Genomic DNA, 17,864 nt, shown 5'->3' on the forward strand with positions numbered 1-17,864 from the left:
GTTGACACCACAGAAGTTATCTACAATTAAACCGAGATTTTAACAATAATCTATTTAAAATCTATATGCCACTGTAAAAATAACTTAATAAAACAATATGAGAAAACTAAAAAATAGTGAATTGGATCGCTTGAGTTTAAACTCCTTTAAAGCGGCTAAAAAAACACCCCTCATTATTGTATTGGACAACATTAGGAGCTTAAACAATATAGGATCTGTATTCAGAACCAGCGATGCATTTTTAATTGAAAAAATTTACCTCTGTGGTATTACGGCAACTCCACCACATAAGGACATCCATAAAACCGCTTTAGGAAGTACCGAAACAGTTGATTGGGAATATGTTAAGGATACATTGGAATTGGTTGAAAAGCTAAAAGTAGAAGGCGTAAAGATTTGTGCTATAGAACAAGTTGAAAACGCCACCATGCTTAACGATTTTAATCCAGAATCTCATACTAAATATGCTTTGATCTTTGGCAACGAGGTAAAAGGCGTTGCGCAAAAAGTGGTTAGCGCTAGTGATGTGGTAATTGAAATTCCACAATACGGCACCAAGCACTCACTAAACATTTCTGTAAGTTGTGGAGTGGTAATTTGGGATGTATATTCAAAGTTAAAGCCACAAAATTAGAAAGACACAGTTGCTGAAAGCTTAAACTAATGATAAATAAAGCTAAAAAGCCCTGGCCCACCAAAGCTGCCATGACCCAGATTTACGATATGAAACTCTGGGGAGGTGAGAATTTCGATTTTTATTCTGGTGAAGGCTCACATGACCCAAACATTGTAACCCCCTATTTAAATGCTGTAAACACTTTTTTAAGATCTTTACACAAACCTTTAGTTATTTGTGATTTAGGCTGCGGAGATTTCAATATTGGCAGACAACTGGCTCCTTATGCAAAAAAATACGTCGCCATAGATATTGTTGAATCCCTTATTGAAAGAAACAAAAAACTATACAAAGATAAAAACTTAGAGTTTCATTGCTTGAACATTGCCAAAGACAAACTTCCAAAAGCAGATTGCGTTATACTTAGGCAGGTATTACAACATTTGTCGAATACAGAAATACAAAGTATTATAGGTCGATTAAAAGTATATAAATACATTATTTTAACCGAACACATCCCAATGGGTGATTTTACCCCTAATAAAGATATCATTTCGGGACAAGGCATTCGATTAAAACAAAATAGTGGTGTTAATGTTCTAGAAGCTCCTTTTAATTTAATGGTTAAAGGTAAAAAACAACTTGGTGAATACATTTTAGAAAATAAAAAAGGACAAATTGTAACATTACTACTTAAAATGTTTTAATTCAACCTTTTAATGAAAATTTTTATACATAATTTAACTTGATTCTAAACTCAAAAAAATCTAATTTCGTTTATCTATCGATATAGTTTGTTTATTAAAACACAACCATAACTTAACGTTGTGTTTAAAACAAAAAGCTTATCAAACTAAATAGCTTTATGAAACATAAGATTGGAATAATTTATTCTTCAGTAGATGGCCAAACCAAGAAGATTTGTGAAAAATTAAATTTATTTTTTAGAAAAAACCAAATAGAAACAGAATTGTACTCTATTGACGACTTTAATAATGATTTATTTGAATGCCATACGATCATAATTGGAGCAAGTGTTAGATATGGCAAGCATAACAGCAAAGTTTACGAATTGATTTTAAATAACAAGGACAAGCTTAATGTCATACAAACCGCCTTATTCTCTGTTAATCTTGTAGCAAGAAAAAAAGAGAAAAATGGAGTCAACACAAATCCTTATATGATAAAATTTCTTAAAGAAATTGGATGGGAGGCGAATTTCATGGAAGTTTTTGCTGGGAAGCTGGACTATGAATCTTATTCTTTTTTTGACAAAATAATGATTAAACTAATTATGAAGTTAACTAATGGTCCAACTAAATCAAAAGAACCAATTGAATTTACCGACTGGAAAAAGGTGAACGATTTTGGGTTAAAAATAATCGAAAACTATAAAAACAAACAAGAACATACGAAAGAACATACGGCTTCAATAATAGAAAATTAAATATGCCTGAATCAGCATAAAAATACTGCACAAGTACTTAATCGAGAATTAGCAGCTTTAAAATTCTAACTTACACTTTCAAAACCCCAATAAACACAACTCAAATCAATCCCCACAAATGGCATTCAATACCCATAAATAATCTTTACGGTTAGCCAAAAAGTCTCTATTGGAAATATCAATTATTTTAACCTTAACATCCGATTGGGTTTTTAAAAAATCGAGGTAACCTGCATTGATTTTTTCAAGGTACTCATTGGCTATGTTTTGTTCATAGTCACGACCACGTTTTTTTATGTTCTGTTTTAACTGTTCGGTATTTTGATATAAATACACATACAAATTGGGCTTGGTAATATCCTTATACATTAAATAAAATAGCTTACGATAAAGGTTAAATTCATCTTCTTGTAAGGTAATCTTCGAAAAAATCAATGATTTAAACACATCGTAATCACTTACCATAAAATCCTTAAACAAATCAAGTTGTGATAGGTCCTCACTTATTTGTTGGTAACGGTCGGCCAAAAAGGACATTTCCAAAGTAAAAGCATAGCGATTTGGTTCTTCATAAAATTTGGGTAGAAAGGGGTTGTCGGCAAAACGCTCCAAAATCAGCTTTGCATTAAAATCATTAGATATTTTGGTAGCCAAACTGGTTTTTCCTGCGCCAATATTTCCCTCAATGGCAATATAATTATATTTAGAGAAGCCTAATTGTTTACTTGGATTTTTTAACCATAATTTAGTATGTTCCAATACCAATTCATCTTTACATTCCCCCAATAAATCCGATACCTTTTTTTTTAACTTTGGGTGCATCATTTTTGATGCTAAATCATTAAGTGGTCGCAAAACAAATTGACGCTTTTGCATTTCGGGATGCGGTACTTGCAGGGTATTAGTATCAATAATTAGGTCTTCAGCAAAAACAATATCCAAATCTATTGTTCGGGCTTCATATTTATCACTATCAGTACGCACCCGACCCAATGTGTGTTCAATAGCCAACAGATGATCCAAAACCTGTTGTGGTTCAAAATCACTTTCCATGACCAAGCAGCAATTAAAAAAATCATCACCCTCAAAACCAAAAGCAGCTGACTTATAGACTTTTGATATTAATTTAATAGTACCTATACGCTCAAAAATTAAATCTATGGCATCTTGTAGATACTTAAATTTATCTCCTTTATTACTGCCCAATGCAATATGATATGTCATTGCTTTTACCATAGTAAAAAGCAAAATAACTAAAACAATTTTTAATCCATTATATTTACAAGACCTATTTATTCACAATTATAAATGACACCAAAAGACAAACTCGCAGCACAACGCATTTATATTTTGCTAGGTGCGCTATTTATAACCTCATTGGTTGTCTCCAACCTGATCTTTCAAAAATTCTTTTATTGGTATCCTTTTGATATTGAATTTTTTGGCAGTAAGCTTTTTGAAATATCGGTGGGCATATTACCCTACCCTCTTACCTTTTTAATCACCGATTTAATTAGTGAGATTTATGGCAAAAAACGAGCTAACGATGTTGTGGTTACCGGAATATTTGCATCGCTGTTTTCCTTGTTAATCATTTTGGTGGCTAGTAAAGTTCCTGCAACATCATGGTCTTATGTTAATGATGAGTTGTTTACAAAAGTATTTGGAAACTCAGTCATAGCAGTTTTTGCTAGTATGCTTACCTACTTATTTGCCCAGTTTATTGATATACAGATTTATCATTTTTGGAAAAGATTAACTCAAGGTAAATATTTATGGCTTCGTAATAACTTTTCTACTTGGTTTTCCCAATTTGTTGACACCTTTACTATAGTGTTCTTACTATGCTCTTTTGGTATCATTGAATGGGTAAACTTTAAAGGATTGCTAGTTAGTGGCTTTTTATTTAAAGTAATTGTAGCGGCTTGCGATACACCTTTTTTATATATTGGTGTTTACTTTTTTAGAAGAAGATTTAAGTTAAAAGTAAATGAAGAGATTGATTTGCTCTAAAACTTCAAACCTTAACAAAATGATAAGATACATTTTTCAACCTTTAACAACTTTTCTACGTATATTCTTTTGAGCTAAATTTCAAAAAAATAAGATCCTATAAATCCCCAATATGAAATGAGACATAACAGGAAGTTGATACCAACCTAAATGATTATTGGCGAATTACATCTGACCTATAAAAACCATAAAATTTAAACAGATGAAAAAAAATTTTAAAATCATTGGCATTACACTATTAATTGTTCTAGGACTTCTAATAGCAATTCCCTTTGCCTTTCAAGGCAAAATAACTGATATGGTTAAAAAGGTTATAAATGACAACCTTAATGCTAAAGTGGAATTTAATGATGTTAGCTTGAGTTTTATTAGAAGTTTTCCAAAAGCCCATGTAAACGTTAATGATTTGGTCATTACAAATTTTGAACCTTTTAAGGATGAAACTTTAGCCACTGCCAAAGGCATTGCTTTTAGCATGTCTATTAAAGAATTGTTTAAGGACATCAACAAAGAACCTATAGTTATTAACTCCATAAGTGTTGATGAGGTTTTATTGGCTTTAAAAACTGATGAATTTGGAAATAACAATTACGATATCACTAAAACCGATAATACAGTATCTCCTAAAGGCAATAAAAATAACTTTGCTTTAAATATTGAAGATTACAGCATAAATAATAGCGCATTAACTTATATTGATGAAGGCACCAATGTATCCGTTTATATTACTAAACTTAACCATGCTGGTCATGGTATTTTTTCTTCAGAAACTTCGGAATTGGAGACCACCAGCGAAGCTAATGTTAGTTTAAGTATAGACAGCACGAATTATTTGAGTAACAACACTATTAAACTAGATGCTTTAATTGGATTAGACTTAAGCAACAACACCTATACTTTTAAAGAAAACCAAGGGTTTATAAATGAATTGCCCATTGAATTCAAAGGTCATATACAGCAATTGGATAACGGACAGGATATCGATATTACTTTTGAAAATCCTGAATCTGATTTCAAAAATTTCCTAGCTGTAATACCTAAGGTATATTCGAAAAATATTGAAAATGTTCAAACTACCGGTGATTTTAAAATAAAAGGTACTATAAAAGGACTAAGTTCTGAAGAAACCATTCCCAACTTTGACATTTCCATTACCTCAAATAACGCTTCCTTTAAATACCCTGACTTACCAAAACGAGTTAGTAATATTAATATTAGCACCTTTATAAAAAACACTACTGGGAACGTCGATGACACTTTTGTTGATATTAAAACACTAGATTTTATAATTGACGGTGACGTTTTTAAATCGTCTGCAACTTTAAAAAACCTTACCAAAAACATGTTGGTGAATGCTAACATTAATGGAGTTTTAAACTTAGCTAACATTGCTAAAGCCTACCCCATAACATTAGAAACCCCTTTAACCGGTATTTTAAGAGGTAACTTCAATACGGCTTTCGATATGAAGGCTATTGAAACCAATGCTTACGCCCGGATTAAAAACAGTGGCTCTGTAAGCATTACTGATTTTATTTTTTCATCTGAAGCTATTGCAAACCCAATTCACATTACAGAAGCCAATATGGACTTTAATACAGGCACGGTATCTCTAAATAATTTTAAAGTCAAAACGGGTGATAGTGACTTAAACGCTACAGGAACCATTAAAAATCTATTAGGTTTTTTGTTAAGTGACGGTAATTTGCAAGGCGATTTTAAAGTCAACTCATCACTATTTAAGGTTAGTGATTTTATGACTGAAAATGTAGCAACCCAAAAGAAGAAAATCATTAACGAAGATGAATCATTAAAAATTCCAGCCTTTTTGGATTGCACCATAAATGCTAATGCAAATACTGTTGTTTATGATAATTTGAACTTAAAAGATGTTAAAGGTACCCTTGTCATAAAAGATCAAAAAGCATCTTTATATAACTTGACCTCTAGCATGTTCGATGGTGCTCTGGCCTTGGCAGGTGATGTAACAACTAAAGGTAAAACCCCTAATTTTAACCTAAACTTAAACGCCAACGATTTTGATATTGCCAAATCTTTTAATGGTATGGAACTACTTCAAAATTTGGCGCCTATCGCCAAGCTGCTTCAAGGTAAACTAAATACCAATATCACTTTAAAAGGAAATTTAGACAACGATTTCTCTCCTGTTTTAAGTTCGGTTACAGGAAATGCCTTAGCAGAATTGTTAAGCACTAAGTTCAATACAGATCAATCCAAACTAATTAGCAGCCTTGAAGGTGCACTAAATTTTATAGATTTTGACACATTAAATTTAAACGATTTAAAAACGCAATTTGAATTTGCCGATGGCAAAGTTGCCGTTAAACCATTTAAATTGAAATATGAAGATATTGCTATTGAAATTTCGGGCACTCACGGTTTTGATAAAACTGTAGACTACAAAGCTATTTTTAATGTCCCCACTAAATATTTGGGCAGTGATGTTAACCGCCTTATTGGTAAAATAGATATGGTTGAAGCCAATAGCCTTTCTATCCCCGTTACGGCCAAAATAACAGGTTCTTTCACCAATCCGACTGTTAAAACAGACCTTTCGAGTGGCGTTAAAAACTTAACACAACAACTCATAAAAATCGAAAAGCAAAAATTGCTCAATCAAAGCAAAGACAAGGTAAAAAATATGTTAGGAGATATTGTTGGCGCTAACAAAACAAAAACGGATTCCATAAAGAAACTGCAAGATAATTCGGTTAAAGATATATTAAGTGGCATCATAAAACCCCAGGGTACTCAAACCGACTCCATACCAACCGATTCAACAAAAACACCAGAGAAAAAAATTAAGAATGTTTTGGGTGGTTTATTAGGTGGGCAAAAGAAAACACAGAAAGATACGGTAAACTAGTAAAATGGCTGCAAAATGGTTTAAACCTTTCTGTTCTTTGGACACTTTCCCGTAATAAGGGAAAGAAACAACTTTTAATAGAAAAGATACCTTAACGAATAGATATTTTAACCACAACACCCTCATTGGCGCGGATATTAAATACCGTTTCATCTTCAAAAATGAGGTACTGTCCTTTTACGCCAACCAATTTATCTTTATAATCCAACTGTTTTACAATATTTAAGCTTTTAGGCTTTTCAGGAAATTTAATCACTGGAAAGTCTAAGTTGGTTTCGGTATTCGTTTCTATGAAATAGTCCTTAACCTCATCAGGAATGTATTGTTTTAATCGCTCACGCCATGCTACCAAATCTTCATCCTTAATCTCATTTTTAAGCATAGTACGCCAATTAGTTTTATCACTCACATGGTCTTTTAATGCTACTTCGGTAATTCCAGCCAAATAACGATTAGGAACTTCTACTATTTCAATAGCTTCATGCGCCCCTTGGTCAATCCATCGGGTAGGTACTTGATTTTTTCGGGTTACTCCCACTTTTACATTACTAGAATTAGCTAAATAAACAATATGAGGCTGCAATTGAACTTGTTTTTCATATTCCAAATCGCGGTCTTCCTTTCCTAAATGCGCTGTGCTTAATTCAGGGCGCATGACCCAATCGGCTGCTTGGGGCACTTCATAAAAACACTGTTTATCAAATCCTTGACGGTATATAGGCTTATCTACGCCACAGTTTAAACATTGATACTTAACAAATTGAATAGTTATGGTTTTATTGAGCAACTGATTTATATTGATGAAGTCATTTTCAAACACCAAATAATATTGGATAGGTTTAGAAAACTCGGTTTCCATTTTTGTTAAAACACCTTGATAGTACATTAAAAAAAAGTATTATTTTAGGATTTTAAAGATAATATAAATATGTCAATTCCATTAGTAAATTCTATTGCTTCTTGGTTTTTAAAGAAGCGGTTTCATCAAATTGAATTGTTTCTTAAATACCCCCATGAAGTTCAAAACGAACTACTTTTAAGTCTTTTAGACTTTGCAAAGCATACCGAAATTGGCAAACAATATGACTTTGCTTCTATTAAAAATTACGACATTTTTGCCGAGCGCATCCCCATAAAAAATTACGAAGGTTGGCAAGACACCATAGAACGCTCCAGGCGAGGGGAATCTAATATTTTTTGGCCTACTCCAATAAAATGGTTTGCCAAATCCAGTGGCACAACGGGCTCTAAAAGCAAATTTATTCCTGTTAGTGAAGAATCGCTTGAAGATTGTCATTATGCTGCCAGCAAGGACTTGCTATGCATGTATTTAAATAACAATGAGGATTCTCAATTATTTACCGGTAAAAGCCTTCGATTAGGTGGAAGCAAGGAATTATATAAAGAAAATGGAACCGTTTTCGGTGATTTATCAGCCATATTAATTGACAATATGCCTTTTTGGGCAGAATTTAGCAGTACCCCAAGCAATAAAGTTTCTTTAATGAGCGATTGGGAACATAAAATGCAGGCCATTGTTGATGAAACTATTCATGAAAACGTTACCAGTCTTGCTGGTGTACCCTCATGGATGCTTGTACTCCTTAATAATGTTCTTGAAACTTCAGGTAAGATTAATTTATTTGAGATTTGGCCTAACCTAGAAGTGTATTTTCATGGAGGCGTAAGTTTTACACCATATATAAATCAGTACAAAAACATACTGCCCAAAAGCAATTTTAAATATTACGAAATTTATAATGCTTCAGAAGGGTTCTTCGCCATTCAAGACCAGAATAATTCTGATGAATTGTTACTCATGCTGGATTATGGCATTTTTTACGAATTTATTCCTATGGATATTTATGCCACAGAACAAGAAAAAGCTATTCCTCTTAGTGACGTAAAACTCAATATAAATTATGCGGTTATTATAACAACCAATGCTGGTTTGTGGCGTTACAAAATAGGGGACACGATTAGGTTCACTTCGCTTAGCCCCTACCGCATTAAAATTTCGGGTAGGACCAAACATCACATTAATGTTTTTGGTGAAGAGTTAATCATTGAAAATGCAGAAGAAGCACTTAAAAAAGTATGCAAGCGTACCAAAGCTGATATTGTAGATTTTACTGCGGCTCCAATCTTTATGGACGGCAAAGAAAAAGGAGCACATGAATGGCTCATTGAATTTAAAACTCCTCCTAAGGACATTAATTATTTTACAGAGTTATTTGACAATGCCTTAAAAGCCTTAAACTCAGACTACGAGGCAAAACGATACAACAACATGACCTTAAACAAACCAACGATTCATGTGGCACGCCAAAACCTTTTCTACGACTGGTTAAAACAAAACAATAAGTTGGGGGGACAACATAAAATACCCAGATTATCCAACACTAGAATTTACTTAGAGGAGCTCTTACACCTAAATCAGTAACCCTGCTTATTTAATCGACTAACGGCATGCCTTAAAGTCTTTTGACGATTATTTGTTCGCCTTATCTAAAAGCTTTAAAAAACTTTTGAAGGGCAATTATTTAAGTCTATTTTTAGACTATAAATTATTAATAGCATTGATAAAATTCCTCATAATGATTATTATTTAATTATATCCATACAAAGAAAAACCACGCTTTTGGCGTGGTTTTTCTTTGTATATCAATGTAAATATTTTAAGACACCGCTTTTAATTTCTTTAGAGTTGTCTTTGTTAATTTTTCCTCAGCATAAAGTTTTGTAACATTAAATTTCTTCTCGTCGCTACTTGGCAATTCAAACATAGCATCTGTTAAAATCTCTTCACAAAGTGAACGCAATCCACGGGCACCTAGCTTATACTCAATGGCTTTATCAACAATAAAATTTAAAGCCCCATCAGTAATACTAAAATCAATGTCATCCATGGCAAACAGTTTTTTGTACTGCTTGATAATAGCATTTTTAGGTTCTGTTAAAATAGCTCGTAATGTTTTGGCATCCAATGGATCCATGTAAGTAAGAACAGGTAAACGCCCAATGATTTCTGGGATGAGTCCAAAATCCTTTAAATCTTTTGGAATGATATATTGCAACAAATGGTTTTGATCTACAACGTCATCCGACATTGAAGCACTATAACCCACCGCCTGCATGTTTAAACGTTTTGAAATGATGCGTTCAATGCCATCAAAAGCACCACCCGCTATAAAAAGAATATTTTCGGTATTCACCTCAATAAACTTTTGGTCTGGATGTTTTCTACCACCCTTTGGGGGTACGTTAACAACAGTTCCCTCTAAAAGTTTCAATAAGGCCTGTTGCACACCTTCTCCCGAAACATCTCTGGTTATGGAAGGGTTATCACTTTTACGGGCAATCTTGTCAATCTCATCAATAAATACAAGTCCTTTTTCGGCTTTATCCAGATTATAATCTGCAGCCTGTAATAAACGTGTTAGAATACTTTCTACATCTTCTCCAACATAACCCGCTTCTGTTAACACTGTAGCATCTACAATGGCCAAAGGCACATTAAGCATCCGAGCTATAGTTTTGGCCATAAGTGTTTTACCTGTTCCTGTTTGCCCCACCATGATGATATTACTTTTTTGAATATCAATATCGTCATTAGACTGTGGTTGCAACAAACGCTTATAGTGGTTATATACTGCTACCGACATTACTTTTTTTGTGGCTTCTTGACCTATAATGTAAGTATCTAAAAAGTCCTTTATCTGTTGTGGTTTACGCAGTTTAAGCTCAGCCGATAGATCACTACTGTCGCTTTGCTTAGATTCTTCTATTACAATACCATGAGCCTGCTCGATACACCTATCACAGATATGTGCGTCCAACCCAGCAATTAACAAGTTGGTTTCTGGCTTTTTTCTACCACAAAACGAACATTCTAATTCTTCTTTTGCCATTAATTACTTTTTTAATCCCTCTTAAACCCTCATTTCTAAGGCAATATAAAACTACAAATTTTATTTTAATTCCTTGTCAAAACCTCATCTATCATACCATATTCCTTAGCTTTATCGGCTTTCATCCAATAATCCCTGTCACTATCATTATATATTTTGTCATAATCTTGTCCAGAGTGCTTACTTATGATTTTATAAAGTTCTTCCTTTAGGGTTAATATTTCCCTAGCTGTAATTTCTATATCACTGGCTTGTCCTTGTGCTCCACCTAAGGGTTGGTGAATCATTACTCTGGAATGGGTCAATCCACTACGTTTTCCTTTTTCTCCAGCACATAACAACACGGCTCCCATAGAGGCTGCCATACCTGTACAAATGGTGGCTACGTCTGGTTTGATAAACTGCATGGTATCGTAAATCCCTAAACCTGCATAAACACTACCTCCTGGAGAATTAATATATATTTGAATATCCTTTGAAGCGTCTACACTTTCTAAAAACAACAACTGTGCCTGAATAATGTTTGCTACCTGATCATTTATAGCTGTACCCATAAAAATGATACGGTCCATCATTAAACGGGAAAAAACATCAAAAATAGCAATGTTCATCTGGCGTTCTTCAATAATGTTTGGCGTTAAATTAGTAGGGTACATGCTACTTATTATTTTATTATAGTATGTGCTACTAATGCCTTGGTCTTTTATCGCGAATTTTTGAAATTCCTTTGCGTAATCCATAATATATTTTTGTTTTTTAATTCGGTTAACTTAAAATACGTCATTCTAAATGCGCCATGCAGTGTGTGTTGAAATGAAATAAAAATTCCTAGAAGCGAGGCATGGAATCTCAAACAAAAGATAAGCTCTTCGCTTACACCCTGAGTGACAATGAACTAATTTTTATTCGGGCAAACTAATTAATTATTTACCCCGAATAAAAAAGCGCTTAAACCAAATGAGTTTAAGCGCCTAAATATAATGAATTATTATTTGATTTATTTGTCGCCGTAGACTTCTTTAACAAAGTCTTCATAACTCAATTCTTTTACCTTGATATTTGCTTTTTCTTTGTAAACTTCCAATAATTTCTGACTTATTAATTGTTCTGAAATACGACGGGCTTCTTCTTGATTGGACAACACACGAGCTGCAATATCGTCTAATTCCTTATCAGAAGGATTCATTTGTCCAAATTGAGCCATTTGCGCTTTAATCATCTGTCTTGCATGATTCTTAATATCATCCATGGTCACTTTAATGTTATTGTCTTCAATAAGCTTTCCTTCAATTAATTGATAACGCAAGCTCTTTTCTGACTTTTCATACTCTTCTTTAGCCTGTTCTGAGTCCATTTCCTTTTCACCTGAAGCCTGTAACCATTTTGTTAAAAATTCAGCAGGCAAATCAAACTTTGTATTATCAACCAAATATTCGGTAACATCATTCAACAACTTTTGGTCGGCTTGTTGCACAAATTGCTTTTCGGCATCCTCTTTTATTTTTGTTTTCAATTCGGTTACCGACTTTACCACATCCTTACCAAAAAGTTTATCAAATAATTCTTGATCTAAATCGGCTAATTCGCGCTTATTGATTTCTGTAATAGTAAAAGTTACTTCAATATCCAAGCCGTGAACTTCATCATGTCCTAGTTTCAAGGCATGCATCAACTCATGTTCATCATCAAAAAGTCCTTTTGTTTTTAATGTTATAACATCACCAACTTTAGCACCAACAAACTTCTTTTCGGTAGCTTTACCCTTAAATTTATCTAAAGTTAAAGTAACCGTATTGTCTATTTCTTTTTCTTCGTTTTTATAAGCACCTGTTACCTCACTATCCTTTTCAACTACATCCTGAGAGACTAACTTACCGTACTGTTTTTGAATACGCTCTACTTGCTCACTTATCATTTTATCATCGGCAACAATATTGTAATGGGTTATAGCCTTTTTACTTTTAAGATTGACTTCAAATTCAGGAGCTAACCCTAACTCAAATTCAAATGTAAACGCATCGGCATCCCAATCGATGTTATCCTGTGGCTTTGGAAGTGGCTGCCCTAAAACATCCAACTTTTCTTCGGTAAGATATTTGTTTAATGCGCCTTGCAATAGTTTGTTTACTTCATCGACCAATACTGCCTTACCATATTGCTTTTTCACCATACCCATTGGCACATGTCCTTTTCTAAAGCCAGGAATGTTTGCCGTTTTACGATAATCTGTTAAGATTTTTTCAACCTTATCACTGTAGTCTTCTTTAGCAATATCTACTTTTACTACCGCATTCAATGCATCAACGTTTTCTCTTGTAATATTCATGTTTTAAACTATAATATTAGATAACCAAAATCGGGATGCAAAAGTATAATATTTTTTGCATCCCGACAAAGTTTTAATTGCTTGATTTTGAAGCTATTTTTTATCTTCTTTTAAAAGTGAATGTAGTATAGATTGCAGTATGGAAAGTAACACACTAAATATTAATGCCCACCAAATATTTGTTACCGAAAATCCGGTAATTAAATTATCGGCCAATAAGATGATCAGAGCATTTATAATGAGTAAAAACAGGCCTAAGGTCACTATGGTTATTGGCAATGTAAAAATGATTAGAATAGGCTTAACCAATAAATTTAAAACAGATAGGACTAGGGCCACAATAATAGCGGTAACATAGCCATCTACATAAACCCCAGACAATATATTGGCAAGAATTACAACCGCTAGAGCATTTAATAAAAGTTTAAGAATCAATTTCATAATTTTTGAGATTTCAATAAAAATACAAAAAAACTAAAGGACAAACTTAATAACCGCTTCAAAAAAGTCCTTCGGATTTTCGGCATGGATCCAGTGTCCCGCATTTGCAATGGTGAATATTTTAGGGAACGGCCTGCTATTAAACTCTCTTAAAAACCACAATGTCTTGATATTCTTTTCTTGAATCATCTACCTCCTTACTCTTCCAAAACCCATCCACAATTTTTAAACACTCCAAACCAGCTTTTTTAAGCATCCGCTTTAGCTCATCTTTATGAATGGCAATATTACCAGATTTAACATTTTCATTCATTAACCTAAACCCTTCTCTTTTGTGCGGAAAATTAAAATAATCACGATTTGCTATATACTCTTCATCATTTGAGTCGTACAAGAAAAATGTTGAAAAACACATCCCATTTGGCTTCACCACCCTAGATATTTCATGAAAATAGTGTTGAATTTCTTCCAATTGCAAATGGGTGAACAATGAGATTGAGAACACCTTATCAAAATTATTATCTGCATAAGGAAACTCAAATTCTGTAGCCTTCAATTTGGAAGTATTGTACAAATCATTAAAAAGAGGAACATATTTGAACTTAAAATTAGAAAAATCCTTACCTATTCCTTTATTACACCAATCTACACCTTTTTTCACAACATCAAACCCATCATAAGCCCCCTCATTGTTTAGATGCTCTGTAAGAGCTATTGCAGTTCTTCCTACCCCACTACCAATATCCAAAACATTATCGCTAGGCAATAAATCTATCTCTTCTTTTAGTAAATTTAACTGAAACTGACCCTGTTTTATATATGCCTTTGACCCTATGGAAGAACCTGTGTAAATCATTCCCCTTGGCGGTACATATTTATGTCTTTTTCCTAAAAAGGTATCCCACAAATCTATAGGTAAATAATACAATCTTCTTATCACAAACCTTTGATTCGAAGATAATCTGTACCAAAAATCCCGTAATCGCTTTGTCTTGTTCATATAAAAAATTAAACAAACTTTATAACCGCTTCAAAAAAGTCCTTTGGATTTTCAGCATGGAGCCAGTGTCCCGCATTTGCAATGGTCACTATTTTAGCTTGGGGAAAGTGATTAAGGATTATATTTTCGTCATCAATACCTATATACTCCGATCGATCTCCTCTTAAAAACAGGACATTCTTATCAAACGTAGCAAATGCAGGCAAGGCTTCACCTACCTCGCCAACCTCTTGTTTTAAAATGTCTAAGTTAATACGCAATCCTAAACGTCCTTTCTCTTCCCAATACAAGTTTTTCAATAAAAATTGACGTGTCCCATAATCTGAAACATAGTGACTTAAAACGCTATCGGCTTCTGCCCTGCTTTGTATTTCATCAAAGTTTAATGCCGAAAGCCCCTCCAAAATCAAATCGTGGTGTATGGGATAAAATCGTGGAGAAATATCGACCACTAATAATTTTGAAACCAATTCCGGATATAAGGTAGAGAACAACATAGCCGTTTTACCTCCCATGGAGTGCCCTAGCAAAATAATATCTTCTAACTGATAATGGTTGCAATAAACTTTTAAATCTTCTACAAGGCACTCATAATTAAACTCGTTGCTCCAAAAACTTCTACCATGGTTCCGCTGATCTACCAAATGCACTTGAAAACCGAAATCACTAAATTGTTTACCCAGTGTTTTCCAATTATCACTCATACCCAAAAACCCATGTAGGATCACAAGTGGTTTACCTTCTCCTATTATATTTGAATGTAATATCATAAAATTCTCTTAGTGGCAAGGCTCTCGAAGCCACTATAATCTAAATTTTGAGACTTCGATAAACGCAGTCTCCATAATTCTACCCTTTAAGTTTATTAAGATACATCTGAATCACATTTTCCACACCCAAATATAAACTTTCAGCTATTAATGCATGACCAATAGAAACCTCTAATAAGTTTGGCACTTCATTTTTAAAAAACTCGATGTTGTCCAATGACAGATCATGACCGGCATTAACACCCATTCCCAAATTAGTCGCTAACTGAGCACATGTTACATAAGGCACAACCGCCTTTTCGTTTCCTAGACTATATTGATGCGCAAAAGCCTCAGTGTATAACTCAATACGATCAGTTCCAGTAGCCTTTGCCCCTTCTATTTGATTTAAGACTGGATCAACAAAAATAGAGGTTCTAATACCGTTATTTTTAAACTCTTTTATAACATCCATTAAAAAACTATTGTGTTTTAAGGTATCCCAACCTGCATTACTGGTAATGGCATCAACTGCATCTGGCACTAAAGTTACCTGTGTTGGTTTCACTTCTAAAACCAATTTAACAAAAGAGTCAATAGGATTCCCTTCAATGTTATATTCAGTGTTAACCTCTGGCTTTAAATCACGTGCATCTTGGTAACGAATATGACGTTCGTCTGGCCTTGGATGAATGGTTACCCCTTCAGCTCCAAAACGCTGCACATCCTTTGCAAACTGTACCACATTGGGCACATCGCCTCCTCTGGAATTACGCAATGTGGCTATCTTATTAATATTTACGCTTAACTTTGTCATGTATTTGTTTTAAAAGGCAAAAATACAAAGTAGAACAACCTTAAATACTATTTTTTTAATTAATTTGCATGCTGTAAACCCTCATTAAGTGAAACTTTCAGAATTAATTATAAATGACATAACACCTGTAAACAATAAAGGACAAATAAGTGATTTGCAACTATTGTTCAATCAGTTAACTTATTCCCATATCCCTGTTATTGATAATGACTTTAATTATTTAGGATGTTTGTTTGAAACCGATGTGCATTGTTTTGATGGCAGCAAACCCATAAGTGATTTTAGCTATGCCTATGAAAATTTCTATGTTAAAAACACTACGTTATGGCTAGATGTACTCGAGGCTTTTGCCAGAAATTCCAGTAACATCATGCCTGTTTTAGATGATGGCAATCGTTATTTAGGATACTATGAACTTAATGATGTAATAAGTCTTTTTGGTGAATCACCCTTCTTTATAGAACCAGGAGAAATACTGGTAATTGAAAAGGGCATCAACGATTATTCGTTTAGCGAAATTAGTCAAATCATTGAATCTAATGACGGAAAGTTATTAGGTGCTTTTGTTTCTAAAACAAAAAACGATGTGGTACAGGTTACTATTAAAATTAGCAATGCTTCATTAAATGATGTGCTGCATACCTTTAGAAGGTATAGCTATAATATTGTATCGGGTCACGAAGATGACACCTACAATAAAACACTTAAAGATCGCTCAGATTATTTGAACAAATATTTAAACATGTAATACTTATGAAGGTTGCAGTTTTTGGACGCTTTTATAACAAAACCACAAGTGCTTCGGTATTGACGCTTTTTAATTATTTACTAAAAAAAAATATTGAAGCTTATATAGAAACAGAATTCTATCAGCTTATAAAAAACAATTCAACTATCATTAAAGATTTTGCATCCTTTAAAACCTTCGATACTTTAGATGATTCATTTGATTTGCTCATTAGCGTTGGTGGTGATGGTACCATCTTAAGGGCCATTACCTTTGTTAAGGATACAGATATTCCCATTATAGGTATTAATACTGGGCGTTTAGGTTTTTTAGCAACCATCCAGGACGACCAAATCGAGAGTGCTATACAAGACATTATTGATGGTAACTATAAAATTTCTGAACGCAGTTTACTTTCTGTTGAAACACAGCCTGAAAATAAAAGCATTTCGTCTTTCAATTTTGCATTAAACGAGGTTACGGTTAGCAGAAAAAACACCGCCTCCATGATTATTGTTGAAACTCTTATGGATGGTGAATACCTAACATCGTATTGGAGTGATGGTTTAATTATATCTACACAAACAGGCTCAACAGGGTACTCTTTAAGTTGTGGCGGGCCAGTTATTACCCCTGGTGCCAATAGTTTTGTATTAACCCCTATTGCTCCCCATAATTTAGGTGTTCGCCCCTTGGTCATTCCAGACTCAACACAAATACAGTTAAAAGTAGATGGCAGGGAAGCACAACATCTAATATCCTTAGATTCCAGAATCGCTACACTTAACAATGGCACTATCATTACTATTAAAAAAGCCAATTTTAAGATTAAGATGCTTGATCTTTTAAACGAAAGCTTTTTGGTTACCCTTAGAAAAAAACTGCTTTGGGGCCAGGACAAACGCAATTAACGAGCAAAAACACTATTAA

General features: G+C 33.7%; 17 protein-coding genes. 8 read left to right on the forward strand and 9 right to left on the reverse strand.

The genetic code is table 11. The features are described from left to right. The first annotated feature begins 97 nt into the window (after positions 1–97). The 3 genes from MR053_RS01320 to hemG all read left to right on the forward strand — a co-directional run bounded on the left by MR053_RS01320 (position 98) and on the right by hemG (position 2,063). On the forward strand, positions 98–634 hold the full coding sequence (locus MR053_RS01320; protein WP_242130709.1) for an RNA methyltransferase: 537 nt from the start codon (positions 98–100) through the stop codon (positions 632–634). A 29-nt stretch (positions 635–663) separates the two neighbouring features. Next, positions 664–1,323, forward strand: coding sequence for a class I SAM-dependent methyltransferase (locus tag MR053_RS01325; protein WP_242130710.1), 660 nt, complete (start codon positions 664–666; stop codon positions 1,321–1,323). A gap of 158 nt (positions 1,324–1,481) precedes the next feature. Then, a complete protein-coding gene (gene hemG / locus MR053_RS01330; RefSeq protein ID WP_242130711.1) occupies positions 1,482–2,063 on the forward strand; it encodes a menaquinone-dependent protoporphyrinogen IX dehydrogenase in 582 nt (193 codons plus the stop codon). Positions 2,064–2,168: 105 nt separating this feature from the next. On the opposite strand, the gene folK is transcribed toward hemG, so the two are convergent. Beyond that, on the reverse strand, positions 2,169–3,299 hold the full coding sequence (gene folK, locus MR053_RS01335; protein ID WP_242130712.1) for a 2-amino-4-hydroxy-6-hydroxymethyldihydropteridine diphosphokinase: 1,131 nt from the start codon (positions 3,297–3,299) through the stop codon (positions 2,169–2,171). 72 nt (positions 3,300–3,371) lie between these two features. On the opposite strand from folK, the gene MR053_RS01340 reads away from it, so the two are divergent. Together MR053_RS01340 and MR053_RS01345 are read left to right on the forward strand one after the other, a co-directional pair. Continuing rightward, positions 3,372–4,076 carry a queuosine precursor transporter gene (locus tag MR053_RS01340; RefSeq protein ID WP_242130713.1) on the forward strand — a complete coding sequence of 235 codons (705 nt, stop codon included), beginning with the start codon at positions 3,372–3,374 and terminating at the stop codon, positions 4,074–4,076. Between the two features lie 202 nt (positions 4,077–4,278). Then, entirely contained in the window at positions 4,279–6,963 is a 2,685-nt protein-coding gene (locus tag MR053_RS01345; RefSeq protein WP_242130714.1) for an AsmA-like C-terminal region-containing protein, read from the forward strand. 91 nt (positions 6,964–7,054) lie between these two features. Here the strand turns inward: MR053_RS01345 and MR053_RS01350 are convergent, their stop codons facing one another. Further along, a complete protein-coding gene (locus MR053_RS01350; protein WP_242130715.1) occupies positions 7,055–7,849 on the reverse strand; it encodes a DUF2797 domain-containing protein in 795 nt (264 codons plus the stop codon). A 42-nt stretch (positions 7,850–7,891) separates the two neighbouring features. Between MR053_RS01350 and MR053_RS01355 the strand changes: the two genes are divergently transcribed. After that, positions 7,892–9,406 carry a GH3 auxin-responsive promoter family protein gene (locus tag MR053_RS01355; RefSeq protein WP_223551390.1) on the forward strand — a complete coding sequence of 505 codons (1,515 nt, stop codon included), beginning with the start codon at positions 7,892–7,894 and terminating at the stop codon, positions 9,404–9,406. A 235-nt stretch (positions 9,407–9,641) separates the two neighbouring features. Here the strand turns inward: MR053_RS01355 and clpX are convergent, their stop codons facing one another. The 7 genes from clpX to MR053_RS01390 form a co-directional block, all read right to left on the reverse strand. Further along, entirely contained in the window at positions 9,642–10,874 is a 1,233-nt protein-coding gene (clpX, locus tag MR053_RS01360) for an ATP-dependent Clp protease ATP-binding subunit ClpX (protein ID WP_223551391.1), read from the reverse strand. 65 nt (positions 10,875–10,939) lie between these two features. Further along, positions 10,940–11,614, reverse strand: coding sequence for an ATP-dependent Clp endopeptidase proteolytic subunit ClpP (gene clpP, locus MR053_RS01365; RefSeq protein ID WP_223551392.1), 675 nt, complete (start codon positions 11,612–11,614; stop codon positions 10,940–10,942). Positions 11,615–11,871: 257 nt separating this feature from the next. Next, entirely contained in the window at positions 11,872–13,200 is a 1,329-nt protein-coding gene (gene tig, locus MR053_RS01370) for a trigger factor (RefSeq protein WP_242130716.1), read from the reverse strand. A gap of 93 nt (positions 13,201–13,293) precedes the next feature. Further along, positions 13,294–13,641, reverse strand: coding sequence for a phage holin family protein (locus tag MR053_RS01375; RefSeq protein ID WP_223551394.1), 348 nt, complete (start codon positions 13,639–13,641; stop codon positions 13,294–13,296). Between the two features lie 139 nt (positions 13,642–13,780). Beyond that, positions 13,781–14,641 (reverse strand): class I SAM-dependent methyltransferase, encoded by an 861-nt coding sequence (locus MR053_RS01380; RefSeq protein WP_242130717.1) that lies wholly within the window; start codon positions 14,639–14,641, stop codon positions 13,781–13,783. An 8-nt stretch (positions 14,642–14,649) separates the two neighbouring features. Continuing rightward, positions 14,650–15,411, reverse strand: coding sequence for an alpha/beta fold hydrolase (locus MR053_RS01385; RefSeq protein WP_242130718.1), 762 nt, complete (start codon positions 15,409–15,411; stop codon positions 14,650–14,652). 79 nt (positions 15,412–15,490) lie between these two features. Continuing rightward, entirely contained in the window at positions 15,491–16,207 is a 717-nt protein-coding gene (locus tag MR053_RS01390; protein WP_223551396.1) for a pyridoxine 5'-phosphate synthase, read from the reverse strand. A gap of 88 nt (positions 16,208–16,295) precedes the next feature. Here MR053_RS01390 and MR053_RS01395 point away from each other — a divergent pair, with 88 nt between their 5' ends. Then, the gene (locus tag MR053_RS01395; RefSeq protein WP_223551397.1) at positions 16,296–16,955 is read left to right on the forward strand and encodes a CBS domain-containing protein; all 660 of its coding nucleotides are present in this window, start codon (positions 16,296–16,298) and stop codon (positions 16,953–16,955) included. Positions 16,956–16,960: 5 nt separating this feature from the next. Further along, positions 16,961–17,845 carry an NAD kinase gene (locus MR053_RS01400; protein WP_223551398.1) on the forward strand — a complete coding sequence of 295 codons (885 nt, stop codon included), beginning with the start codon at positions 16,961–16,963 and terminating at the stop codon, positions 17,843–17,845. Positions 17,846–17,864: the final 19 nt, after the last annotated feature.

Source organism: Aestuariivivens marinum (genome assembly GCF_022662175.1).
In the GTDB taxonomy this organism is placed as follows: domain Bacteria; phylum Bacteroidota; class Bacteroidia; order Flavobacteriales; family Flavobacteriaceae; genus Aestuariivivens; species Aestuariivivens marinum.